Genomic DNA, 22,054 nt, shown 5'->3' with positions numbered 1-22,054 from the left:
TACTAAGGAAACTTTTGCAAATTAACAACATATTTGGAGATTATCTGAAGGGAGAGATGATCATGAAGTCAAAAACAGAACGCCATCAAAACACATACCATTCCTGGAGTTTATTTGTAAGAAGAACAGGTTTCAAGCTATTTTTAGTAATCGCTTTTATTATTGTGCTTCTTATTAGTTATAAGCTCGGTACCTCACTGGCCAATCTTCTCGTCCTTACTCAATGGGTTACGACAATTGGTGTACTAACGGTTCCTGCGGGGATTCTCTTCATATACAATCTTGTACGATCGAAAAAAAACAATAGAAAAGTCTCTTTAAAGGATGAGCATGCCTGGCCTGTCATTGAGCCGTCGATTGAGGATGTAAGGAAAGCTGTTCGTGCTTATTCAGAAAAACTGCCAAAAGGTGTGTACCGCACCATTCTTGTAAGGGAGGATAACAGCATCAATTTTGAACAATTGGCACCAATAATGAAGGGCATTCCATCGAGGAAATTTTATATGTCAAAAGAAACATACGATATTTTTAATGAGGATGAAAAAGAGATAGCAATCACAATTGATACAGTTCAAAAAGCTGTTGACCTCTATGTAAAGGAAAATAAGCAATATCCTAAGCTCCAGTATGACCCGCTCAACAGGGTCAACTATTATCAGCTGATGCAAGCTCACTGCCTTAACTTCACCCCTGAAATCGAGCTTTATATCACGGATTATGACGGTCTGGTAACCCACATAAGGCCAAAGAAAAACAGCACCGGAGATTGATGCTGCACGTATCAGTCTAGCAGAAGCAATATAAGGTTTGCCTAACCGCGTCAGGATATCTGGCGCATTTTTCCTTCGCCATGGTACTTTTCACAGACCAATCGTCAAAATAAAATATTCATCAAATAGAAACCAAGCAATATGAAAATAAGAAAAATGATGATTGTTGAAATCTTGATTAAATTATTTGCTGAGGCAAAGGTCTGGCTGTTAATATTTTTTCTCACAGCAAAATAATGGACGGTCGCAAAAGACAGTATGATCAATCCTATCAGCAAAGAGAAGATGCTTACAAATACTGCCACTGTATCGGCTGCATGGCTCACGGTCCGGATATTATTGAAATGAAGGCTTGATGCCAGAAAGCCAATCCCTATTATCGCAATCGATGTCCTGACCCAGGCAAGATAGGTCCGTTCATTCGCAAGATGCTGCTGGATGTATTTCGATTCAAGGCTTTTATCCTCTTCCAAGCTCTCCACTCTCCTAAAATGTTTAGTTACTTTGAGAATCTGTTTTTTCAGTATCCAGTTTATCATTATAAGTTTATATTTTACTTCTCTAATGCTCACTTCCAACTGCCTGTTTTATCTTATCTCCTCTTTGTAACTAGTTATTCATCCTTATTTATGAGAGGTGAATGTATTGGTTTAACCCATTAATGACAAGAAATACTTTAATGGACTGGTCATCCTGATCGTAGTTATTATCAGAGGCGTTTTAATTTTATATTCTGCTTCTTAAAATAATTAGTCATAAAAAATCACGGCTGCAAAAGCATACCGTGATTTCTTCCTGATAAGTTATAATTACAATAGGAGGCTGATTCTGTTGGATAACGAGAAAAAAGATATCCCCGAACTTGAACTGGATGAAGAAACACTATTTATGGTTTCACAGACCTTTAAGGCCCTTTCTGACCCAACACGCCTTAGGATTCTACACCTGCTGTTCCAAGGTGAGCATTCAGTGAATGATATTGCCGATAAGCTTTCTTTACTGCAATCGACTGTTTCACATCAGCTAAGATTTTTAAAAAACCTGAGGCTGGTCAAATTCAGGAGAGAAGGTACCACATTATTTTATACGCATGACGACGAGCATGTCATTGACCTTTTAAAACAGAGCATAGAACATGCCAGCCATCATTGATTGGCTGGCATTTTTCTTCTTTAATTGCAAGGTCCATGCGCACATGGACAGCCATTTTCTTCTCCTTCAACCTGTAAAGTGCTGTGATCAATTCCAAAGTTATCGTGTAACAATTGCTGCGCTTGATGAAGGACACGATCGTGAAGTCCTTCTCCGGCCACGGCAATATGTCCGCTTAGCATGAAAACACCCGATGTAATTGACCAAACGTGGACATCATGGACGTCAGTTACATGAGGGATTTTCATTAGCTCATCTTTCACGTCATCCAATTTAATTTGTTCAGGCGTACCTTCCATCAAGACATGAAAAGATTCCTTTGTAACCCTCCAGCCACTGATGATAATAAGGATTGCGACAGCGACACTGGCGATTGGATCAGCAATCCCCCAATCGAAGAAGTAAATCAGTAACGCGGCCGTGATAGCACCGACGGAACCAAGCATATCCCCAAGCACATGGAGAAAGGCACTCCTTACATTCAAGTTGTCATCTTTGTCTCCGCGCATCAATATCCATGCCGCAATGATGTTGACCAGCAATCCAATGACTGAAATGGTCAGCATCCCCATGCTCTGGACTTCTGGCGGATTGATGAATCGATGAAAAGCTTCATAAAAAATATAGATTGAGATGACAATCAATGTCAGACCGTTTAAAGCGGCCGCGATAATTTCAAACCGTTTATATCCGTAGGTTTTAGAATGAGTTGCTTGCCGTTCCCCGAGCTTCATCGCGAACAAACTCAGGCCTAATGCAGCCGCATCGCTAAGCATGTGCCCTGCATCTGAGAGCAGCGCAAGGCTGTTTGTTAAGATTCCACCGACGACTTCCACAACCATGAATATTGCTATTAAAAGGAAAGACCAGAACAACGCTTTTTTGTTATTAGTATGACTATGGCTATGTCCATGACCGTGGCTATGTCCGTGGCCGTGTGAATGATGATGGCCCATTTTAAATCGCCTCACTTTCTCTCTTTATATGAATATATGCTCATATATATTATTATGACTTAACAGTGAAAATGGTTCAATCTTTATTTATGTAAACTTCCACTTCTTTTATAATTAATACCTTAAAATCATTGGTTTTACACTTTAAAAATATTCTCCCTTACTTGATTTGGCAATCCAGTTATTCATCCAAACTGGCCCATATGGAACAAAAGGACGTTATTCCAAATAAAAAGATCAAAATAAGACAAATTAAAAAACCGCTGAAATCAGCGGTTTGTTTACTATGCTATAAATATTTTCGATGGATTCCCTTACCATCGTATGTGTACAGCATCGCCCTGCCTTCGACGATTGTCTCGATATGGCATTTCCGGCCCCATAACTGGTGAATATAGGGGAGTACCTTTTCAAGGTATTTTATATCCAGCTCAATCCCTTCAAAGCCATGCTGGATATATACCTCTCCATTTTTGAGATAGTCGCCATCAATCACATTCAAGTATGGGAAACCGCCATTCACCCTCATGCTGACAAGCTGATCACGAACCTGCTCCCATGCTTTGTCGACCACTTTATATTCCCGGCCCTGCTTCTGGAAAAGATACATATCCTCGCGCATCACGAGATCTTTATTTAGGTAATTGCGCAGAAATGAGATATCCGACTCAACTTCACGGACCTCAAACATTTTTTCACGGCCTGAGCCAGGCTTTACACCACGCCTCTTCATTTCCTCTGTAGGATTGTTGTAGCGCTCCTCTATATCTTCAAAAATTTTGATTCCTAAATAATATGGATTAATTCCGGTTTTTGACGGCTGAACGACGCCAGCATTTAACTTCGCAAATTCAATCGCTTCGCCGCTTGTAAGATCCATTTCACGCAAAATTCTTTGATGCCAGTAGGATGCCCAGCCTTCGTTCATGATTTTCGTTTCAAGCTGTGGCCAGAAATAAAGCATTTCTTCACGCATCATAGTCAGGATATCCCGCTGCCAGTCAGTCAGGTCTCGGCTGTAGCTTTCAATGAACAGTAGTAAATCTTTCTCTGGCCGCGGCGGAAACTTCTTTTTCTTCTTAGTCTCGCTTGTTTCAGTCTTCTTTGCATCAAGTCCCCATAAATCATCATATGGTGATGTTGCAGGAGGGTCTTCATCATCCACTTCATCATCCATTGACCATGCGAGCTTAGGCCTCATAAGCGATGGATCAATATGCTCTTCAATCGCCAATACGGCATCAAGGAAGGATTCTACTGCCTGCTTCCCATGCTCGATTTCGTATTTGCGGATTCGCTCTGCGGTGGCTGCCATGCTCTCGACCATATCACGCTTCGTATTCTGAAACCGGACATTATTTTTGAAAAAATCGCAGTGTGCCAGGACATGGGCTACAATGAGCTTGTTTTGTATCAATGAGTTGGAATCAAGCAAAAAGGCATAACATGGATTTGAATTGATAACAAGTTCATAAATTTTTGAAAGGCCAAGATCATAATGAAGCTTCATTTTATGAAATTGCTTCCCGAAGCTCCAGTGCGAAAATCTTGTCGGCATTCCATAAGCACCAAATGTATATATAATTTCGGCAGGGCATATTTCATACCGCATCGGATAAAAATCCAGCCCGAATCCTTTGGCTATTTCGGTAATCTCAGAAATGGCATATTCCAGTGACTTTTGATCTTCCGACACCATCTCTCCCCCTTTCACTTCTTACCACAATGTATGAGCAAAAAGGAAGAAAGATGAACGGGTTATAGCCTTTCCGAAAAACTTTACTGCTGTCTCTGTTCTGTAACTGTAAGGTTCAAGAGCTTATTGTTCTTTAAATCATGAGTAATTTGAACGGTTGCGAGCACTGGTTTCCCCTGATCGGTCAGCTTGAATTGGAAGGAATCCAGGACTTGGCCATCACTCAATTGCTTCCTGCCCATATATTGATAATCCTTGACTGGTTCCCCAGGAAAATCTTCCTTGATGACAGCAGTGGCAATCCGTCCGTATTTTTCATAATCTGGTCTTTGCGCGTTTGCATAGGTTCCATTGAGACTCACCAGCAAAATCAGTAAGGCAGCCACAGGGGCAATCATTTTCTTCATAAAAAAACCTCCTTTTATTTTTTCTTTAGTTTCCTTCGCTTCCATTTTGAATATGTATCAATAACATTGCGGAAAAAATATCCTGTTTATAATGCCTGTAACGGGGATTAGATTTATACAGGTAAATGTTGAAAAACCCTGTAAACAGGGACGTCCAACATTTTCTGAGAAAGTTCGCGTCTCAACTCCATATAATATAATCAACTCCTTACAAGGAGGAACGGATATGACCAAATCGGATTATGATCGTGCTTTATATTACACGCACAGATCGCAATGGGATAACTTGCTCATCCTGATGGTCAGGACAGAGGACCAGTTCCTGGCTAAAAAGATTGAACATTTTCTCCACGCTTACAACTTTGAAAAAGACTATTCCGTCATTGAAAAACACCTGTATTCCCTGTTAAGATACATCGACTACGCAAACGAAGCCGCCGGCGAGGACTTCCTGGAAACCGCTGTAAACGGCTTGATTTAACAAGAGAATTCCACCAAAAAACACGGCCACCTTTATTAAGGTGCCGTGTTTGCTGTTTTTTATGCCAGGTTTGCTTATGAAGATATTGGTATTTAGGTGCTCACATGGCTCCTGTTGAAGCCTGGCTGGATGGCGTTATAAAGTCTTTATTTCCTGTTTACGCTTCTTGACTCGTTTGGGCATTACACAGTCTTTTTCTTTCCTTTTCAATCTTCTTTTCAGGAAACTCAACTGACCGTGTGACATCCATACCGTTAAGCAGATGGCGGTTCCTGCTCTACCAGCCGATTCCGAACGGCATACAGGGCTGCCTGTGTCCGGTCTGCGAGCTCTAGCTTTGCAAGTACATTGGATACATGGGTTTTAACCGTCTTCTCTGTGATGTATAGCGTAGCGGCAATTTCTTTATTGCTCTTTCCGCTTGCGATTTCCTTCAATACTTCGAGTTCCCGTTTTGTCAGGTCATCAATTGCTTTCCGTTCTTGCCTGTTATTGCTTGATAAATGCTTTAAAACTAAGGAAGTGGCCTTGGGATGGAGCTGATTTTCTCCTGCCATGATTCTTTTGATTGATTTTACCAGTTCATCTGGCTGGATGTCTTTCAGCTGGTAGCCGGATGCTCCTGCCTCGATCGCAGGGATGACATGCTCCTGATCAGAAAAACTCGTCAGCATCATGATTTTTATTTCTGGTTGTGCTCCTTTGATAAGCTTCGTGGCTTGAATCCCGTCCATTTCTGGCATGATCAAGTCCATTAGGATGAGATCTGGATTCAATTTCCGGGCTAGTTCCACTGCTTCTTTTCCGTTGCTTGCCTCTCCGATTATTTCAATCGATTCCTGTGTTCTTAAGAAAAAAACTAATCCTCTTCTGACTACGTGGTGGTCATCAGCAATCAGGATTTTTATGGTCATCCCCTGTTCCTCCCCTGTTTTCATATTGGAATTTTCACTATAATCAAGGTTCCTTCACCAGGTTTACTATGCAGGTCAAGCTTGCCTCCAAGTGAGGAAGCCCGTGTTTGCATACTTTTTAATCCAAGAGACGGAAGCTCCTTCCCTGGATCAAAGTTAAAGCCGCAGCCATCATCTTGGATTCTCAGTTCAATCATTTCACTTGTCGTATCAAGCGTAAGTTTCACTTTTTCAGCCTGAGAATGCTTTTTGCAGTTTGCAAGTGCCTCTTGCCCAATCCGCCAAAGCGCTTCTTCTACTTTTCCGGGCAGGCTGGAAACACCTTTTATATTTGTTTCGAGGCGTACCCCCAGCATTTCTGCATAGCCTGCAAGCGCGCAAATGATGCCATTTTCCAGACCTCTCGGGCGAAGCTGCCAAATCAACGCCCGCATTTCTCCCTGTGCTTCCTGCGCCAGATCTTGAATGTATGCAAAGGTCTCCTTCATTTCAGGGGTCGCTGCCATTTCGGCGCCTGCCCTGGCCGTCAAGCTTAGCGAAAATAAAAGCTGGTTAACCGAATCATGAAGATCCCTGGCAAGACGGTTTCTCTCGGCAGCTAAAGCAAGCTCATTTTCCTGTTGTGTTAGCTTAATTCTTTTGATTGCTGTTCCACTCTGGAATGCGACTGCCTCAAGCAGAGCAAGTTCTTCTGCTTTAAAATGGGTCTTGTTAGGCGACCCTACATTCAGCACGCCAAATTTCTCCTCACCCGCCCTCAATGGAACCGTAGCATGATGTGTTAACCCATTTGTAGCGCCTGTATTGTTGGTGATTGCATCTTCAATTCTTTTACATTCAAATATATTAGTCGCCTTATTCAATCTTCCGTCATTATAACGGTCTACACACCAGCACCCACCCCGGCACATTGGAGAAAAATCATTCAATGAAAGCGCTGGCGGCAGTTCCGACTTCGCAGCAAGCTGATAATTCCCGTGTTCATCAATGAGAAAAATCCATCCGGTCTCAAGTCCCGTTATATGTAAAAGCCTGGTTAAAACCTCAGTCAAAATAGGATTCAGTTCAGTTCCTTCATTCAATAATTCGGCTATTTCCTTTAAGATGCCGACCTCAGAATTTGTGTTCTCACTCGCCATCCAAATCCCCCCATTTTATTCATTATATCTTTATTGGAAAAATTCCGCCTTCAAAAAAAGTATGAAAGTAATTCAGCCTAAAGTCTCAAGAAAAGCGCAAGCGCCTTGGTCAGCCCCGACAAGCGCTGGAGGGCATGACAGTGAAGTCGTTCTTTGACTTCATTGGCAGGACCGAAATAGAAATGTATAGCCGACTGCCCAGAAACGCAGAAACTGGAGACTCCGACAAAGAAGCGCTTTTTGCTTCTGCCGGCGGAGTTGAAGTTTCGGAGTTTCTAGGAGGCGAAACTAGACAAGCGTCTCGAGGGGCTAGGCGCTGAAGCTGGACATTTCTCGAAGTTAAAGACATATAAATTCTGATACTATAAAAAAATCCGAAGAGAAATGTTCTCTTCGGATTTTTAAGTTAAGCAATCGGATAATTTTGAACAAGAGGATGAATAACGATTTCATCTATCAGCATATGCTTAGGCGCAGATGCCATATATACTACTGCGTTAGCGATATCCTCCACCTTCAGCCAGTCATGCTTTTCAGGCAGACCTTGCTCGGAGTCCGCAAAATACGTATCAACCATACCTGGATTTATTGTCCCAACGCGGATGCCAAACTCTCTGACTTCCTGGGCTAGAGAACCACAGAATCCCTGTACGGCGTATTTCGTAGCTGTATACGCACTTCCGTTTGGAATCGTGTATCGACCTACATCTGAAGAAATTGTGATGATCGTGCCAGACTTACGTTCTTTCATGTGTGGCAGCACGGCTGTCGCACCAAGGAACACACCTTGTACATTCACCTCGAACAGCTTCTTCCACTCATCGACCGTCACTTCTTCGGCAAGCTTGAAGAAGCCGATGCCTGCATTATTCACAAGTATGTCGATCTGACCGAATGCATCAAGCGTTTTTGCTACTAGATTTTTTACCTGCTGTTCTTCACTAACATCTGTTTGGACGGCGATTACATCCTGGAAACCTTTCTGTTTCAACTCTTCAGCTGTTTGGTTGATTTCTTTTGAGCTGCCTGCAAGAGCAAGCTTCATCCCCTGCTCAGCCAGTTTGACGGCGATTTCCTTGCCAATGCCCCTTGATGCACCAGTTACGATTGCAACTTGATTTTTTAACATGTAGTTAGTTCCTTTCTATCTGCTAAAACATAGTTGTTATTATAATTTTTTCGCAGCTTCCATTTTCTTATCCACTAATTGCATGAAATCCTGCTCAAGCTTTTGGAGCTTTTGCTTGCTATCTGCAAGGCTCTTGTCATTCACGCCAAAATAGAACTTGATTTTCGGTTCCGTTCCAGATGGGCGAAGGCACATCCATGAGCCATCCTCAAGAAAATATTTAATGACATTTGATGGCGGAAGCTCAATCTTTTCTTCCTCATTATTATCGTTCAGCCTTACTCCTGTTAAATAATCTTCTACAGCAGCCACTTTCAATTCACCGAGATTTTTGATTGGCTCCGAACGGAATACTCCCAGTGTTTTTTGGATCAGCTCCGCGCCTTCCTTACCTTTTAAAGTGAGTGAACGCAGTCCTTCCTGGTAATAGCCATATTCTTCAAAGATACTTTGAAGAGCTTCGTACAATGACATGCCCTTCTTTTTATAGTACGCGCACACTTCAACAGCAAGCATGGCGGCCTGCACTGCATCTTTATCTCGCGCAAAGTCGCCGATCAAATAACCGTAACTTTCTTCATAGCCGAAAAGGAACTTGTACTCTCCTGATTCTTCATACGCTTTAATTTTTTCAGCGATGAATTTGAAGCCTGTCAGCACATCGATTGTATTGATGCCGAAAGAGGCAGCAATATTACGGCCAAGCTCAGATGTAACAATCGTCTTCAATACAACACCATTTGCCGGAAGTGTGGCTTTTTCTTTCTTTTGTGTGAGGATATAGTGAAGCAGAAGCGAGCCAGTTTGGTTCCCCGTCAGCACAATATATTCTCCGTCTGGATCCTTCACGGCAATACCAAGGCGGTCAGCATCCGGATCTGTTGCGATCAATACATCCGCATCGATTTTCTTTCCTTCACGGATTGCCAGCTCAAATGCAGCATGCTCTTCCGGATTCGGGCTTTTCACAGTTGAAAATTCCGGATCAGGAAGCTCCTGTTCCTTAACTACCGTGACACTCTGGTATTTAAGATTCGTCAAGATATTGCGAACCGGCATGTTCGCAGTACCATGCAACGGCGTAAATACTACTTTTACATCCGTTTCGTCTGACAAGGTAGGATTCTCTGATATCGTCATTAACTTCTCAAGATATGCGCGGTCCACTTCAGGTCCAATCATCTTGATCAAGCCTTTTTCCTTTAGCGCCTGCTCATCCATAACCTCGATCGACAATTCATTTTCTATTTCGTCTACCTTTGCGATGACCTCATCCGCACTGTCAGGCGGCAGCTGGCCTCCGTCTGAGCCATATACTTTATAACCGTTGTATTCGGGCGGATTGTGGCTCGCCGTGATCACGATACCAGCGTATGCGTGCAGATGACGCACCGCAAATGATAATTCCGGTGTTGGTCGTAACTCTTCGAAAACATATGTCTGGATACCGCGAGTTGCTAGAGTTTTTGCAGCCTCCATCGCAAATTCAGGTGATTTGTGGCGAGAATCATAAGCGATTGCCACTCCGCGCTGCTTTGCCTCATTTCCGTGTTGTTCTATGTATGCAGCCAAGCCGGCAGACGCTTTGCGGACAGTATATAAATTCATCCGGTTTGTACCTGCGCCAATTTCCCCGCGCATTCCGCCAGTTCCAAATTCAAGATTTTTATAAAATACTTCCTCTAAATGTTTTTCATTTTCTTTAAATGTTTGCAGCTCAGCTTTCAGCTCAGAATCCAAGCCGGCAAACCCTAGCCATCTTTCGGCTTTCATTTTCCAATCCATTGAATGCCCTCCTGAAATTAAGATTTCAATCTTACAGCTAATTATAAAACAATATTGGCCAGTGTTCATAATTTTTCTTGATTTTCATCAGTTATTAAGTAAATTATCTCTCCAGAGCATTTAAAGGTTTCACAAAGTCTCAACAAAAGCCTGCCAAAACTGGCAGGCCTTCGGGTCTATTTTTTATACTGTATCCGATAAATATCGTGGCGGCGGTCTTTTAATTGGCGGACTGTGCCGTCCTGACGCTGGCGTCTCAATACTTCAAGGTCGACATCGCCGATCATGACCATTTCGATATTCGGATTCGTTTCACCGACGATTCCGTCCCTGGCGAATTCAAAATCGGATGGTGCAAAGATGCCGGACTGGGCATATTGGATATCCATATTTTCTGTTTGCGGAAGGTTTCCGACTGTTCCAGAGATTACGGTGTATATCTGGTTCTCAACTGCTCTTGCCTGTGCACAATAACGGACTCGTAAATATCCCTGGCGATCCTCGGTACAGAACGGAGTGAAGATTATTTTCGCTCCCATGTCTGTTGCGATCCTTGCAAGCTCAGGAAATTCAATATCATAGCAAATTTGAATTGCGATTTTGCCGCAATCTGTATCGAATACCTGAAGCTCGTCGCCGCGGCTGATGCCCCACCATCTTCTTTCGTTAGGTGTGATATGAAGCTTGTATTGTTTTTCTATTGTTCCATCACGGCGGAAGAGATATGAAATATTGTAGATTTCCTCATCATCTTCCTTTACAAAATGTGATCCTCCAATGATATTCACGTTATAGCGGACGGCAAGGTCGGTGAATAGTTCAATATATTGCTCGGTGTATTCTGTCAGCTTGCGGACCGCAAGCGAGGGTGTCTTCTCATCCAGGAAAGACATAAGCTGTGCTGTGAAAAGCTCTGGAAAGACCGCGAAATCTGAACCGGCGTCCGACGCGACATCAGTAAAATATTCAACTTGGTGCGCCAGATCATCAAATGACTGAATTTGCCTCATCATATATTGGACGACACAAATACGGACTGGATTACTTGTCTTAAAGAACCGCTTGGACATTGGCTGGTAGTCGACATTATTCCATTCCATCAACGTTGCGTATTTATTTGACTGCAGATCATCCGGCAGATAGTTCGGATTAATCCGCATCAGTGTGAAGTCATTCCTCAGCTGGAAAGAAAGAACAGGATCGTAGATTTTATGTGAAGCTACCTGCCTTACATATTCGCGCGGCGACATTTCCTCGGCATGAAGGTGGTAGTTCGGAATCCTGCCGCCGATGATGATACTCTTTAAATTCAATTGCCTTGCAAGATCCTTTCTTGCTTCGTATAAACGGTAGCCAACCTTCATCCTCCTGAACTCGGGATGGGTCATGACTTCGATTCCATAAAGATTATAGCCATCGGGATTATGGTTTGTGATATAACCGCTATCCGTGACATCATCCCAGCTGTGGCGGTCGTCATATTCATCGAAATTTATGATCAGGCTCGAACATGAGCCAATAACTTTGCCGTCATACTCGGCTACGAATTGCCCCTCAGGAAAAATTTCGAGATGGCTTTCCAATTGCTCGCGCTCCCATGGCAGCATACCAGGGAAGCAGCTATTCTGCATTTTTATGATTCCATCAATATCTTCCTGCTTTGTATTGCGGATGATCATTTTCTTCTCAAATTTGGACAAATCCAATTCAGTCATACGGTCTTACACACCTTTCATTCACTAAAAAGATAAATACCATATTTCCTATACCCTTAATCGTCTCAATATATTACTGTGTAATTAGCTTCCCCTTTTGCTAATTTAAAAATCTGTGAATTATTAATTTAACCTGTAGGATAATTCACATAATGTTAATTGAAATATTTCTCTTTATTCCTTAAGATGTAATCAGAGATAGGCTATTTCTGTTATATGAAATGTTTGAACAGAGAATACATTGTTTTTAGGGGAGAGATTGTACATGGTTCAAAAGAAAAAGGATACTAGGGAGACGTTTTTATTTGCGGCTTGGGCTACATCCATCCTTGCCATGTTTGGAAGTCTGTATTTTTCAGAAATTCGCCAGTATGAACCATGTATGCTGTGCTGGTACCAGCGGATCTTGATGTATCCATTCGCATTGATCCTTGGAATCGCCGTTGTCAAAAAGGATTACAGGATTTCCTTTTATACCATGGTTATGTCAGCGGTCGGCGGATTAATATCGCTGTACCATTACTCCCTGCAGAAAGTGCCGTTCATGGCTGACAATGCGGATACTTGCGGGAGAGTGCCATGTTCAGGCCAATACATAAACTGGCTTGGTTTTATCACCATTCCATTCCTGGCGCTGACAGCATTTATCATCATCTTTTCGCTAAGCTTTATTATTTGGAAAAAAACTAAGGAGGAAGCGTGAGTTGAAAAAAGTAATCATATTTCTATTAATTATCGTTGGTTTATTCTCGGCATTATTTTTCATTAATAAGGCTCAAAATGAAGAAAAAGCAGAGGGCAACCCATATGGAAAAGAGACTTTGCATCCTGAGACCGTAAAGCAGCTTGAGGATCCAAATTATCAAAACATCATCACTCCAGATGATCTCGACAAAATAATAAAAAATGGGGAAGATGCTACAGTATATTTCTACAGTCCAACATGCCCGCACTGTGTCCGTACAACCCCTGTTTTAGCTCCGCTCGCTAAAGAAATGAATGTAAATATGCTTCAATTTAATCTTTTAGAGTATGAAAACGGATGGAATGATTACGGAATCGAATCAACTCCAACACTAGTCCAATATAAGGATGGCAAAGAAGTAAACCGAATTGTCGGCTATCAGGAAGAGCCAACTTTTGAGGAATGGCTTAATGAAAACAGTCTTAAATAAAGTCTCTTTTAAAAACCAACAGAAAAAACGCCTGCTGACCGCAGGCGTTCATTTTTTTTCATCATTGGTTTCATGTCCTTATAAAAGAAGGCTGTTAGCTGCTTTCGTGTAAGTACTGATATAATTTAAATGGACATGCTTTGAGTCTGAAAATTGGCTGTAGTTGAATGGAAAACAAATACCGTAATCTGTTAATGTCTGTACATTCCTGCGGAACATTGACTGATATTTTTCAGGAATATGGCCAGACTCCAAAATAGAGATCAAAGTTTGCATACTTGTAATGACCTGGAATGCATCCCCCAGCGTGCTGAACCTCTCGAATTGCTCGGGTCTAGTATGTAATACTTCAAGCCTCTCAAATTCCTGTATGTCTTCATCACTAAAATACAATGGAAAAACATCAGTATAAAAATACCTGGCCAGCTCCAAAATTTTCTCTTCTTGTCCGGGTGTAGACGCAAAAACAATTTTCAATGATGGACCCACCTTTTTTAACCCTTTGTAATCTGTTCGTAATATATACACTTAGAATAACATATCCCTTCCTTGCAAAAGGGTGGTAATTTTGCCCATGCATGCGGTAAAAGTTGACAAAAACTCATAGTGATGGAAACACATTTTTAAAATTAAATATACACATGACAGGAGAAAAATATGATTCAATCTACCAAAAAAGGCGACTGGTTTGAACTGCTGATTCCCGAAGAGTGGCAAACGCATACTCTTGAAACACTTTTTAAAGAAATATGGCAGGCACCTAAAAAGTTGGTCCACAATTTCCGCATGGAAAAGAAAGTCTTCATTAATGGCAAAAATCCGGATTGGACACTTCCTTTAACCAAGGGAGAACGCGTGCAGCTGAAGCTTTTCTCTGAAGAAGAAATCAATGTCGTTCCCGAATACCAAAACGTTGATCCTATTTATGAAGATGACCATCTGATTGTCTTCAATAAGCCAGCCGGGATGGATACACATCCAAATGTCCCCGGACAGACAGGCACACTCGCGAATGCGGCTGCTTTCCATATGCAGTCGAACGGTGAAGTTACCGGCCCTCGCCATGTTCACAGGCTCGACCGGGATACTACAGGCGCAGTCCTATTCGCCAAAAACGCGCTAACTGGAGCGATACTGGATAAGATGCTTGAGGAGCGCGCTATTAAAAGAACTTATTTGGCAATTACTGACGGGATGATCAGACAGAAAAAAGGAACTATCAATAAACCGATTGGACGCGACCGTCATCATGCAACACGAAGAAGGGTATCAGAGACAGGCCAGCCAGCAATCACTCACTTCAAAGTGCTCGAAAGAATAAGAGAAGATAATCTTACTCTTGTCCAATGTTCCCTTGATACTGGAAGAACTCATCAAATCCGCGTGCATTTCAGTGATTTTGGCCATCCGCTCGCAGGCGATTCGCTGTATGGAGGCAGCGATGCTTTTCATAGGCAGGCGTTGCATGCCGTAAAACTTGAATTCACCCATCCCTTTACACAGGAAAAAATAATCTGCCATGCACCTTTTATCGACCATCCGCCGATATTTTTAAATATCGACCCATATGAAATTTAAACTTTTTTTGCCAGAACAAAAAGCGCAAGCGCCTCGTTCAGCCCCGACAAGCGCTGGAGGGCCGACCGGTGAAGTCGTTCTTTGACTTCATTGGGCGGACCGAAATCGAAATGTGTAGCCGACTGTTCAACTCCGACAAGCGCTGAAGGGCCTGACAGTGAAGTCGTTCTTTGACTTCATTGGCAGGACCGAAGCGTCTCGAGGAGTTAGGAGGCGCAGCTAGACAAGCGACTCGAGCTGCTCAAAGCTAACGCTTATCGCAAGATACTCGAAGAAGTACTCTCGGGGTTGAAAACTGGCTAGGCGCTGGAGCTGGATTTAGAATACTACATGTAGTTATCCACAACTAAATAATGTTATAATTTTTTAAAGAACAAAAAAAATCCTTCCGAATCGGAAGGATTTTTCATTCATTATTAATGACGGTCAGCTTTACGCATGCTCTTCATCACAAGGCTTACGATGAATACCAATGCAATCGCACCGATCAATGCTGGAAGGATAGCAAAGCCACCTACAACTGGACCCCAATCTCCTAAGATTGCTTGTCCAATCCAAGCACCAACGAAACCTGCGATGATGTTACCAATGACTCCGCCTGGAATATCTCTACCTAGAATTAGACCTGCTAACCATCCGATAATACCACCAATAATTAATGCCCATAAGAAACTCATAATTTACGTCCTCCTTAAATTTTAGATGTAATGTTATCAAGTAGTAGAAGTGCAAAGGGGTTTTACACCCTTTTTAAAGAGATCAACTGCAGTAATTTTTTAAAATTAGGCTGCACTGAATTTGATAGCTTCCCGGGAGCTGTTCAGCTTGCTCTAATCTTAACTTACCTCTTATTTGGTATTCTTAAACCATCTTTTTTCTGCAGCCTTACAAGCAGCCTTTCTTGGTGTGAACTTCTAGTTGCTGCCGCTTGTACACCTACATTACCACTTATCTAGATAGTTAAAACATGAGGAGGGAAATTTTCATTTACAACCTCTTTTACTCGCAGTTTACAACTCTTATTGTTAATGTATCCATTTTTATAAATAAAAAACGGATTGAATTAAATTCAGTCCGTTTTTACATTATTTTTTTATTCCAACCACTGCTTTACCCACGCAGCTGACTGAATCGTACGTTGCGCCTGAAGCTTAATATGCTTCCTATCGGACATTTTACTTGGTTCAGATCATCGTTTTGTCCGATTAGGCTAGGGTGCGCTTGCATCTTATGCATGTGGCCCGTCAAAAATCTATGTGATCTGGGTCTGCACCAAAACGTTGGTTCTTGTTTAATCCGTTTATAACCTTCATCTCTTCCTGGCTCAATTCAAAATCGAAAAGCTCGGCATTTTCCTTCAATCTCGATGGGGTCACGGATTTTGGTATTGGAATGATATGATTTTGCAGATGCCAACGCAATATGACCTGTGCTGATGTTTTTCCGTGGCTCGCTGCTATCTGTCTCAGGAGAGGCTCATCGAGGAACCTTCCCCTAGAAAGCGGCGACCATGCCTCCACCCTGATGTTATGCTTCTGACAATAATCCCGCAATTCTTGCTGGGATAACAACGGATGCAGCTCCACCTGGTTGACAGCTGGTTTTTCACTGCATTGACCAAGCAGATCCTGCAAATGATGGACTTTAAAATTGCTCACACCAATTGCCCTTACTTTGCCTTCACTGTACAGCTTTTCCAAAGCACGCCACGTTTCAATATATTTTCCTTTTACAGGCCAATGGACAAGATACAGGTCAAGATATTCTATGCCTAGCTTTTCGATGCTGTCCTCAAATGCCTTTAAGGTAGATTCATAACCTTGCTCAGAGTTCCATACCTTTGTGGTAATGAATAAGTCTTCCCTCGGGATTCCGCTGCTGGAGATAGCTCTGCCAACTCCTTCTTCATTCTTGTAAAAAGAGGCGGTATCGATCAGCCTGTAACCTAGATTAAGTGCGGTGTTGATTGTTTCTTCGATTTGACTGCCTTCCTCCACCTTATAAACACCAAGCCCAAAAGCCGGCATCTCTACTCCATTATGTAAATTCACCTTGTCAAAAATGCTTCCCATTACCTCACCCCTTTTATTCATTTTACCGGTCAAGAAGAGCTAAGACAAATTCAAAACGGCTGCCATAGTTGGCAGCCGCTGATCTATATAAACGGCTTAATGCCGAAATTTTCTGTCTGGTTTCTCAAGAACCCTATTGTTGATGAAATACTCTTTTTCTCCAATAGAGATTCATCCGATTGGTGACCTGGAAAGCAGTTTCTTTCCAATAGACAGCAGTTAGAACCCTTCTGACTTGTTAATTAATTTCTAAGTTCCCGGCAAAATTTTGTCCTAAACAGCGGGACAAATCATTTTTTAAAAATGGGCTTATCCTATTTGAGCAGTTGTTTTACGAGTGAAAAAGAAACTTATATTAACAACATGTAAAAGTGTTAATTTCGCAACCCCTGTTTTATTAAGTTTTTGTAAATTTTTCAACAAACATCTTCTTATTTCGACATTTTTAAGCTAAAATAATTCTCGCTCTAATATTTTTAATTTGGATAATCGTGGGGGTAACATTATGGTGTTCAGGAAGAAAGACAAGTTTGCAGGATTACTTACAGACATCTCAGTAAACTTAAAGGAAAGCAGTGAATATTTCGCAGATTATAAACTCAACAATGCCAGCGATTTAAAGATTTTCACTGAAAAAATGAAGAATATGGAAACAGCAGGGGATTCTTTAATCCACGAAGTCATCATGCAACTGAATGATGCTTTCATTACTCCTATTGAAAGAGAAGATATACTTGCCCTTTCCATGAGTATGGATGATGTTCTTGATGGCATGGAGCATTGTGCCAACCTTTTTGATATGTATTCCATCACTAAAGCGGATGACTTCATGATGCAATTCGTTGCTGCTATTAAAAGCGCATCTTTCGAAATCGAACAAGCAGTACAGCTGTTAACGACAAAAAAATTAAAGCAGATCAGGGAACACGCAATACGAATCAAGGATCTTGAATCGAAATGTGATGGCATTCTTCGCCAATCAATTAAGCATCTATTTTCAGTTGAAAAAGACCCAATAAGAATCATTCAATACAAAGAAATATACGAAGGTCTTGAAGAAATCGCTGACAGCTGCCAGGATGTTGCAAACACCCTTGAAAGCATCGTCATGAAAAACGCGTAAGGAGCCTGAAAAATGGATGTAGTATTTATCGTAACAGCGTTAATCGTTATCGGTGCGCTGGCATTTGACTTTATCAATGGTTTTCACGATACAGCAAACGCCATCGCCACTTCCGTATCTACGAAAGCCCTGAAACCCCGTCACGCCATTCTGTTGGCCGCAGTCATGAACTTTGTTGGTGCAATGACCTTCACAGGGGTAGCTAAAACAATCACAAAGGATATTGTCGATCCATTCACACTTGAAAATGGCTCTATCGTAATCCTGGCAGCATTAGTCGCTGCGATTTTCTGGAATCTTTTAACTTGGTATTACGGAATTCCAAGCAGCTCATCACATGCAATTATTGGGTCAATTGCCGGCGCAGCCATTGCAGCAGCTGGACTTGATGCTCTTAACTACACTGGATTTTTGAAAATTCTTCAGGCTTTGATTTTCTCACCTTTGCTTGCTTTTGGACTAGGTTATATTGTATACAGCATTTTTAAAGTGATTTTTAAAAACAACAATCTTACAAAAACAAATAGAAATTTCCGTTATTTCCAAGTGGCAACAGCTGCGTTACAGTCGTTTACACACGGAACAAACGATGCACAGAAAGCTATGGGTATAATCACTATGGCGCTAATCGCCAACGGTTTTCATTCAACTGATGATATCCCATTCTGGGTTCAATTGTCATGTGCGATTGCAATGGGTCTTGGTACATCTGTAGGCGGCTGGAAAATCATTAAGACTGTCGGCGGGAACATTATGAAAATCCGTCCAGTAAATGGGGTCGCAGCAGACTTAACTGGAGCGATGGTTATTTTCGGAGCCACTTTCATTCATTTGCCGGTAAGTACGACTCACGTAATTTCTTCGGGAATCCTTGGGGTAGGTACTGCACACAGAGTAAAGGGTGTTAAATGGACTACTGCTCAGCGTATGCTGATCACTTGGGTGATCACGCTGCCAATTTCAGCAACTGTGGCTGCAATTTCATACTTCATCTTAAATGCAATTTTCTAATAGACATTAAAGAAGCCCGAGGAATAAAATCCTTGGGCTCTTTTAAAGTGGCTTATTTAAGGCTGTCAATGCTGCCAATCAATCTTTTTTCGATATCTGCGGCAATTGACTGAAGCTCTTCATCTTCAACAAGTTTAATCAGTTCCGTTGGCTTTGGAAGGCCGACTTTTGTAGCACCGTTCTCTTTATATACAACAATTTTACAAGGAAGGAAGTAGCTGACGAGCGGGCTCTTTTCTAGCACTCTTTTCGCTTCATGAGGATTGCAGACTTCAAGTATGATGTAATCCCCATCAAGTTCTACACCTTTTCCGGCAAGGGTTTCCTTCATATTAAGAGACCAAAGAACACCAAACTTCTCGTTTTTCAAACTTGCTTCAAGTGCCGATACAGCCTCATTTAATGACTTGTCCACTTCAACAGTATAATGAAACATGTTCATCTCCCCTTTCACTTTTAAAGAATACCTCTATTAAATGGATAATAAACCACTATAGGTATTATAAACATTGTGCCATAGTAAAAAACCGCCGTACACTAATTTGCATCCCGGCGGCATAAAGATTCCCATTCAATTATCTTTCCAGCAGTTCCGAGATTTCAACAGTCGACCTTTCTTCCAATGGTCCACGCAAATGGACAGTTGCAGTCCGGCCATCTTCGTTTAACTGGTCAATCCACACTGACGCACCATTGTAGACCACATCAATTTCAGCAGTTGAAGAGAGTATTTGTTTCACTCGTTTAGCATCCATATTGTCTAAACCTCCACAGTCAATTTCCCCTCTATTTTTTCTATAAGTATTTCTTTTTATTCAAGGCGTTTTTTTTGCAGCTAACATGATTTTTCAATTCAACTTATAGCTCACTACAAAAAGTCCCTTAACAACTGGAAATTTTATACGTTAAAATAGAAGAAGAACTACTTCACGAAAAAACGCAAAATCTTGGGAGGAAATTATGCCTGATTGGTCATATTATCCATTGTTCAAACCATGGCTGTCACGTCTTCCCGGCAATGCTGGCCGTGAATTCATCCATCGAGGGATGTCCACTGTTGCCAAAATTCCTGGAGGCAAGCCATTTATAGAGTTTCTGGGGCATCTGTCTGCCTCTGAGAAATTGTCGCGAAACCTGTTCGGTCTGGAATTTGAAAGTCCAGTAGGTTTGAGTGGGAAAATCGATCCCCAGCTATCGGGAATCCATGCATTTCCCCAGCTGGGATTTGGTGTGATTGAAATCGGGCCAGTCACAGCAACATCCTGTCGGCCCGAAACCACAGCATTCCATTCGGAATCAGATGCTGCCCTTTTTTTACCGGAAAAAGCGGAGTCGATCGGACTGGATGCAACGATCGGCAAGCTAAAAAAACTTAAAAATCATCGTACTCCGCTGATGGTCAGGCTTGGTGAACCCGCCAAAATCACTGATGATTTGAAGGATTATGGCGATGTATTTGTAGTAGACTTTAACTCAATCCATGGAATTCAGGAGCTATCATCGATTAAAGCCATTTTACAAAAAAAGCCTATCCTCTTAGCGGTAAAGCATACCGAGGTTGCTGAAAATCTGTCTGAAATTACTACATTAAGTGAAATTGCAGACGGAATCGTAATTGATGAGGATTCAATATACGCGGAAGGAAAATTGAAGATCCCCTTAAGGCAAACGGAAGGGATGCTTCAGGCCCTTAATCTTTTAAAAGAAGAAACCAATGTGCCTTTGATTACATCGGGCGGGATTGTTGAACCAGCAGATGCCCTAGCCCTTATTTCAGCAGGAGCAGAGCTAGTTCTTTTATCAGGTGGCTATGTGGCTTCAGGGCCTGGCCTGCCAAAAAGAATACATGAGGCACTGCTCGATACGATGACAGATTTGCCGGAAAATATCCCTGGCTGGAGATGGTATTGGCTGTTCGGATTATTGATCCTGCTTGGCGGAGCGATTATATTGTTTTTCAGTTTTACAAAGGTCATCCTTTTCTATGATGAAGCTTTTATGCAGATGACCAGATTGGAATTGATCGCCAGCAGTCCTAGCCTTTACAAATTCATGTCACATGATCGGATGACGCTTGCCGGCACGATGATTTCAGGTGGTTTTATTTATATGCAGCTTGCGAGGCACGGAATCAGATATGGCATTCATTGGACAAGAAAAGCATTCAACATAGCTGCAATTGCTGGATTCCTGGGAATACTGCTCTTCCTCGGCTTCGGTTATTTTGACTGGCTCCATGGTTTATTCTGGCTTATCTTGCTGCCTTTTTACATTTTGGGGTACAGGAAAACACGAACTGCTAATCAATCTCCTGCTTCGAAAAATCGCACAAACCATGCCGCATGGAAAAAAGCAGTATATGGACAGCTCTTGTTCGTCATTCTTGGCTTCTCTTTCGTCCTTGGCGGTGTAGTGATCTCAACAATCGGTGCAACGCAAGTTTTTGTTGAAACTGATCTTCAATATATTTGCATGACCCCGGATCAAATGTATGAGCTGAACGAAAAGCTTATTCCCGTCATTGCACACGACAGGGCGGGCTTTGGAAGTGCTCTATTCAGTGTAGGGCTATTAGTGCTGATGCTCGCATTGTGGGGCTTCCAGGAAGGAGCTGCATGGATATGGAGAACCTTCCTATTTGGCGGAATCCCTGCATTTTCTACTGGCATATTTACGCATCTATATATCGGATATACCGACTTTATACACCTGTTGCCGGCTTATTTTGCTTTTGCGCTATATATAGGCGGATTGTTGCTAACCAAAGATTTTTTTATAAAGAGAACTTTTTAAGGACTCAATCGAGTCCTTTTTTGTTTTATAAGCGAATTATTTCATCTAAAAAGAACAAAGTAAATGATAACAGGCTTGTTAAACTTTCCATCTTATCTAAGCGTTTTTTTTTATATTCTACTTGTAATATGAGTTAAAAACGAATATTATATTATTTG

The 22,054-nt window shown here is 41.9% G+C and carries 24 protein-coding genes; 10 read left to right on the top strand and 14 right to left on the bottom strand.

Annotated features, from left to right (window positions below; translation table 11 throughout):
- The first annotated feature begins 62 nt into the window (after positions 1–62).
- Complete coding sequence (locus tag M3204_RS00430; protein ID WP_251476963.1) at positions 63–770, top strand: DUF3939 domain-containing protein; 708 nt, start codon at positions 63–65, stop codon at positions 768–770.
- A 104-nt stretch (positions 771–874) separates the two neighbouring features.
- Here M3204_RS00430 and M3204_RS00425 read toward each other — a convergent pair whose 3' ends face one another.
- On the bottom strand, positions 875–1,243 hold the full coding sequence (locus tag M3204_RS00425) for a YidH family protein (protein WP_251476961.1): 369 nt from the start codon (positions 1,241–1,243) through the stop codon (positions 875–877).
- A gap of 415 nt (positions 1,244–1,658) precedes the next feature.
- Here M3204_RS00425 and M3204_RS00420 point away from each other — a divergent pair, with 415 nt between their 5' ends.
- Positions 1,659–1,922, top strand: coding sequence for an ArsR/SmtB family transcription factor (locus M3204_RS00420; protein ID WP_251478077.1), 264 nt, complete (start codon positions 1,659–1,661; stop codon positions 1,920–1,922).
- A gap of 20 nt (positions 1,923–1,942) precedes the next feature.
- On the opposite strand, the gene M3204_RS00415 is transcribed toward M3204_RS00420, so the two are convergent.
- From M3204_RS00415 to M3204_RS00405, 3 genes are all read right to left on the bottom strand, one after another.
- Complete coding sequence (locus M3204_RS00415; protein ID WP_251476958.1) at positions 1,943–2,878, bottom strand: cation diffusion facilitator family transporter; 936 nt, start codon at positions 2,876–2,878, stop codon at positions 1,943–1,945.
- A 289-nt stretch (positions 2,879–3,167) separates the two neighbouring features.
- Entirely contained in the window at positions 3,168–4,577 is a 1,410-nt protein-coding gene (locus M3204_RS00410; protein WP_251476955.1) for a SpoVR family protein, read from the bottom strand.
- Positions 4,578–4,657: 80 nt separating this feature from the next.
- Positions 4,658–4,981, bottom strand: a complete 324-nt coding sequence (locus M3204_RS00405; RefSeq protein ID WP_251476952.1) for a DUF3889 domain-containing protein — start codon at positions 4,979–4,981, stop codon at positions 4,658–4,660.
- A 226-nt stretch (positions 4,982–5,207) separates the two neighbouring features.
- On the opposite strand from M3204_RS00405, the gene M3204_RS00400 reads away from it, so the two are divergent.
- On the top strand, positions 5,208–5,462 hold the full coding sequence (locus M3204_RS00400) for a YhdB family protein (RefSeq protein WP_251476949.1): 255 nt from the start codon (positions 5,208–5,210) through the stop codon (positions 5,460–5,462).
- Positions 5,463–5,716: 254 nt separating this feature from the next.
- Here M3204_RS00400 and M3204_RS00395 read toward each other — a convergent pair whose 3' ends face one another.
- Both M3204_RS00395 and M3204_RS00390 read right to left on the bottom strand, forming a co-directional pair.
- Positions 5,717–6,376: a response regulator gene (locus M3204_RS00395; protein WP_251476945.1), complete on the bottom strand. Its 660-nt coding sequence runs from the start codon at positions 6,374–6,376 to the stop codon at positions 5,717–5,719.
- Positions 6,377–6,396: 20 nt separating this feature from the next.
- Complete coding sequence (locus M3204_RS00390; protein WP_251476941.1) at positions 6,397–7,515, bottom strand: GAF domain-containing sensor histidine kinase; 1,119 nt, start codon at positions 7,513–7,515, stop codon at positions 6,397–6,399.
- A 140-nt stretch (positions 7,516–7,655) separates the two neighbouring features.
- Here M3204_RS00390 and M3204_RS00385 point away from each other — a divergent pair, with 140 nt between their 5' ends.
- Complete coding sequence (locus M3204_RS00385; protein WP_251476937.1) at positions 7,656–7,835, top strand: hypothetical protein; 180 nt, start codon at positions 7,656–7,658, stop codon at positions 7,833–7,835.
- Between the two features lie 86 nt (positions 7,836–7,921).
- On the opposite strand, the gene M3204_RS00380 is transcribed toward M3204_RS00385, so the two are convergent.
- The 3 genes from M3204_RS00380 to M3204_RS00370 form a co-directional block, all read right to left on the bottom strand.
- Positions 7,922–8,644, bottom strand: coding sequence for an SDR family oxidoreductase (locus M3204_RS00380; protein WP_251476935.1), 723 nt, complete (start codon positions 8,642–8,644; stop codon positions 7,922–7,924).
- A gap of 39 nt (positions 8,645–8,683) precedes the next feature.
- Positions 8,684–10,429, bottom strand: coding sequence for a phospho-sugar mutase (locus M3204_RS00375; RefSeq protein ID WP_251476932.1), 1,746 nt, complete (start codon positions 10,427–10,429; stop codon positions 8,684–8,686).
- A gap of 176 nt (positions 10,430–10,605) precedes the next feature.
- The gene (locus tag M3204_RS00370; RefSeq protein ID WP_251476930.1) at positions 10,606–12,144 is read right to left on the bottom strand and encodes a bifunctional GNAT family N-acetyltransferase/carbon-nitrogen hydrolase family protein; all 1,539 of its coding nucleotides are present in this window, start codon (positions 12,142–12,144) and stop codon (positions 10,606–10,608) included.
- Between the two features lie 265 nt (positions 12,145–12,409).
- On the opposite strand from M3204_RS00370, the gene M3204_RS00365 reads away from it, so the two are divergent.
- Together M3204_RS00365 and M3204_RS00360 are read left to right on the top strand one after the other, a co-directional pair.
- Positions 12,410–12,847: a disulfide oxidoreductase gene (locus M3204_RS00365; protein ID WP_251476927.1), complete on the top strand. Its 438-nt coding sequence runs from the start codon at positions 12,410–12,412 to the stop codon at positions 12,845–12,847.
- Position 12,848: 1 nt separating this feature from the next.
- A complete protein-coding gene (locus M3204_RS00360) occupies positions 12,849–13,319 on the top strand; it encodes a thioredoxin family protein (protein ID WP_251476924.1) in 471 nt (156 codons plus the stop codon).
- Between the two features lie 78 nt (positions 13,320–13,397).
- Here M3204_RS00360 and M3204_RS00355 read toward each other — a convergent pair whose 3' ends face one another.
- Positions 13,398–13,796, bottom strand: coding sequence for a YhcU family protein (locus tag M3204_RS00355; RefSeq protein WP_251476923.1), 399 nt, complete (start codon positions 13,794–13,796; stop codon positions 13,398–13,400).
- Positions 13,797–13,976: 180 nt separating this feature from the next.
- On the opposite strand from M3204_RS00355, the gene M3204_RS00350 reads away from it, so the two are divergent.
- Positions 13,977–14,897: an RluA family pseudouridine synthase gene (locus M3204_RS00350; protein ID WP_251476921.1), complete on the top strand. Its 921-nt coding sequence runs from the start codon at positions 13,977–13,979 to the stop codon at positions 14,895–14,897.
- A 416-nt stretch (positions 14,898–15,313) separates the two neighbouring features.
- Here the strand turns inward: M3204_RS00350 and M3204_RS00345 are convergent, their stop codons facing one another.
- Both M3204_RS00345 and M3204_RS00340 read right to left on the bottom strand, forming a co-directional pair.
- Positions 15,314–15,574 (bottom strand): GlsB/YeaQ/YmgE family stress response membrane protein, encoded by a 261-nt coding sequence (locus tag M3204_RS00345; RefSeq protein ID WP_251476919.1) that lies wholly within the window; start codon positions 15,572–15,574, stop codon positions 15,314–15,316.
- Positions 15,575–16,141: 567 nt separating this feature from the next.
- Complete coding sequence (locus tag M3204_RS00340; protein WP_251476917.1) at positions 16,142–16,969, bottom strand: aldo/keto reductase; 828 nt, start codon at positions 16,967–16,969, stop codon at positions 16,142–16,144.
- Between the two features lie 505 nt (positions 16,970–17,474).
- Between M3204_RS00340 and M3204_RS00335 the strand changes: the two genes are divergently transcribed.
- Both M3204_RS00335 and M3204_RS00330 read left to right on the top strand, forming a co-directional pair.
- Positions 17,475–18,092 (top strand): DUF47 domain-containing protein, encoded by a 618-nt coding sequence (locus tag M3204_RS00335; protein ID WP_251476915.1) that lies wholly within the window; start codon positions 17,475–17,477, stop codon positions 18,090–18,092.
- Between the two features lie 12 nt (positions 18,093–18,104).
- On the top strand, positions 18,105–19,103 hold the full coding sequence (locus tag M3204_RS00330; protein ID WP_251476913.1) for an inorganic phosphate transporter: 999 nt from the start codon (positions 18,105–18,107) through the stop codon (positions 19,101–19,103).
- Positions 19,104–19,155: 52 nt separating this feature from the next.
- Here the strand turns inward: M3204_RS00330 and M3204_RS00325 are convergent, their stop codons facing one another.
- A complete protein-coding gene (locus tag M3204_RS00325) occupies positions 19,156–19,539 on the bottom strand; it encodes a DUF302 domain-containing protein (RefSeq protein WP_251476911.1) in 384 nt (127 codons plus the stop codon).
- Positions 19,540–19,678: 139 nt separating this feature from the next.
- Positions 19,679–19,858, bottom strand: coding sequence for an H-type small acid-soluble spore protein (locus M3204_RS00320; RefSeq protein ID WP_251476909.1), 180 nt, complete (start codon positions 19,856–19,858; stop codon positions 19,679–19,681).
- Between the two features lie 205 nt (positions 19,859–20,063).
- On the opposite strand from M3204_RS00320, the gene M3204_RS00315 reads away from it, so the two are divergent.
- On the top strand, positions 20,064–21,896 hold the full coding sequence (locus tag M3204_RS00315) for a dihydroorotate dehydrogenase (protein WP_251476906.1): 1,833 nt from the start codon (positions 20,064–20,066) through the stop codon (positions 21,894–21,896).
- Positions 21,897–22,054 lie beyond the last annotated feature (158 nt).

Source organism: Mesobacillus subterraneus, from assembly GCF_023715485.1.
GTDB classification, from domain to species: Bacteria; Bacillota; Bacilli; order Bacillales; family Cytobacillaceae; genus Mesobacillus; species Mesobacillus subterraneus_B.
This window is presented reverse-complemented; position numbering and strand designations above follow the sequence as displayed.

Excerpts from the sequence above, each read along its gene's own strand:
- M3204_RS00420 (WP_251478077.1), top strand. The coding sequence starts at position 1,659 with ATGGTTTCACAGACCTTTAAGGCCCTTTCTGACCCAACACGCCTTAGG.
- M3204_RS00395 (WP_251476945.1), bottom strand. The coding sequence starts at position 6,376 with ATGACCATAAAAATCCTGATTGCTGATGACCACCACGTAGTCAGAAGA.
- M3204_RS00415 (WP_251476958.1), bottom strand. The coding sequence starts at position 2,878 with ATGGGCCATCATCATTCACACGGCCACGGACATAGCCACGGTCATGGA.
- M3204_RS00345 (WP_251476919.1), bottom strand. The coding sequence starts at position 15,574 with ATGAGTTTCTTATGGGCATTAATTATTGGTGGTATTATCGGATGGTTA.
- M3204_RS00315 (WP_251476906.1), top strand. The coding sequence starts at position 20,064 with ATGCCTGATTGGTCATATTATCCATTGTTCAAACCATGGCTGTCACGT.
- M3204_RS00365 (WP_251476927.1), top strand. The coding sequence starts at position 12,410 with ATGGTTCAAAAGAAAAAGGATACTAGGGAGACGTTTTTATTTGCGGCT.
- M3204_RS00410 (WP_251476955.1), bottom strand. The coding sequence starts at position 4,577 with ATGGTGTCGGAAGATCAAAAGTCACTGGAATATGCCATTTCTGAGATT.
- M3204_RS00430 (WP_251476963.1), top strand. The coding sequence starts at position 63 with ATGAAGTCAAAAACAGAACGCCATCAAAACACATACCATTCCTGGAGT.
- M3204_RS00375 (WP_251476932.1), bottom strand. The coding sequence starts at position 10,429 with ATGGATTGGAAAATGAAAGCCGAAAGATGGCTAGGGTTTGCCGGCTTG.
- M3204_RS00380 (WP_251476935.1), bottom strand. The coding sequence starts at position 8,644 with ATGTTAAAAAATCAAGTTGCAATCGTAACTGGTGCATCAAGGGGCATT.
- M3204_RS00405 (WP_251476952.1), bottom strand. The coding sequence starts at position 4,981 with ATGAAGAAAATGATTGCCCCTGTGGCTGCCTTACTGATTTTGCTGGTG.
- M3204_RS00340 (WP_251476917.1), bottom strand. The coding sequence starts at position 16,969 with ATGGGAAGCATTTTTGACAAGGTGAATTTACATAATGGAGTAGAGATG.
- M3204_RS00325 (WP_251476911.1), bottom strand. The coding sequence starts at position 19,539 with ATGTTTCATTATACTGTTGAAGTGGACAAGTCATTAAATGAGGCTGTA.
- M3204_RS00335 (WP_251476915.1), top strand. The coding sequence starts at position 17,475 with ATGGTGTTCAGGAAGAAAGACAAGTTTGCAGGATTACTTACAGACATC.
- M3204_RS00330 (WP_251476913.1), top strand. The coding sequence starts at position 18,105 with ATGGATGTAGTATTTATCGTAACAGCGTTAATCGTTATCGGTGCGCTG.
- M3204_RS00350 (WP_251476921.1), top strand. The coding sequence starts at position 13,977 with ATGATTCAATCTACCAAAAAAGGCGACTGGTTTGAACTGCTGATTCCC.
- M3204_RS00390 (WP_251476941.1), bottom strand. The coding sequence starts at position 7,515 with ATGGCGAGTGAGAACACAAATTCTGAGGTCGGCATCTTAAAGGAAATA.
- M3204_RS00370 (WP_251476930.1), bottom strand. The coding sequence starts at position 12,144 with ATGACTGAATTGGATTTGTCCAAATTTGAGAAGAAAATGATCATCCGC.
- M3204_RS00400 (WP_251476949.1), top strand. The coding sequence starts at position 5,208 with ATGACCAAATCGGATTATGATCGTGCTTTATATTACACGCACAGATCG.
- M3204_RS00320 (WP_251476909.1), bottom strand. The coding sequence starts at position 19,858 with ATGGATGCTAAACGAGTGAAACAAATACTCTCTTCAACTGCTGAAATT.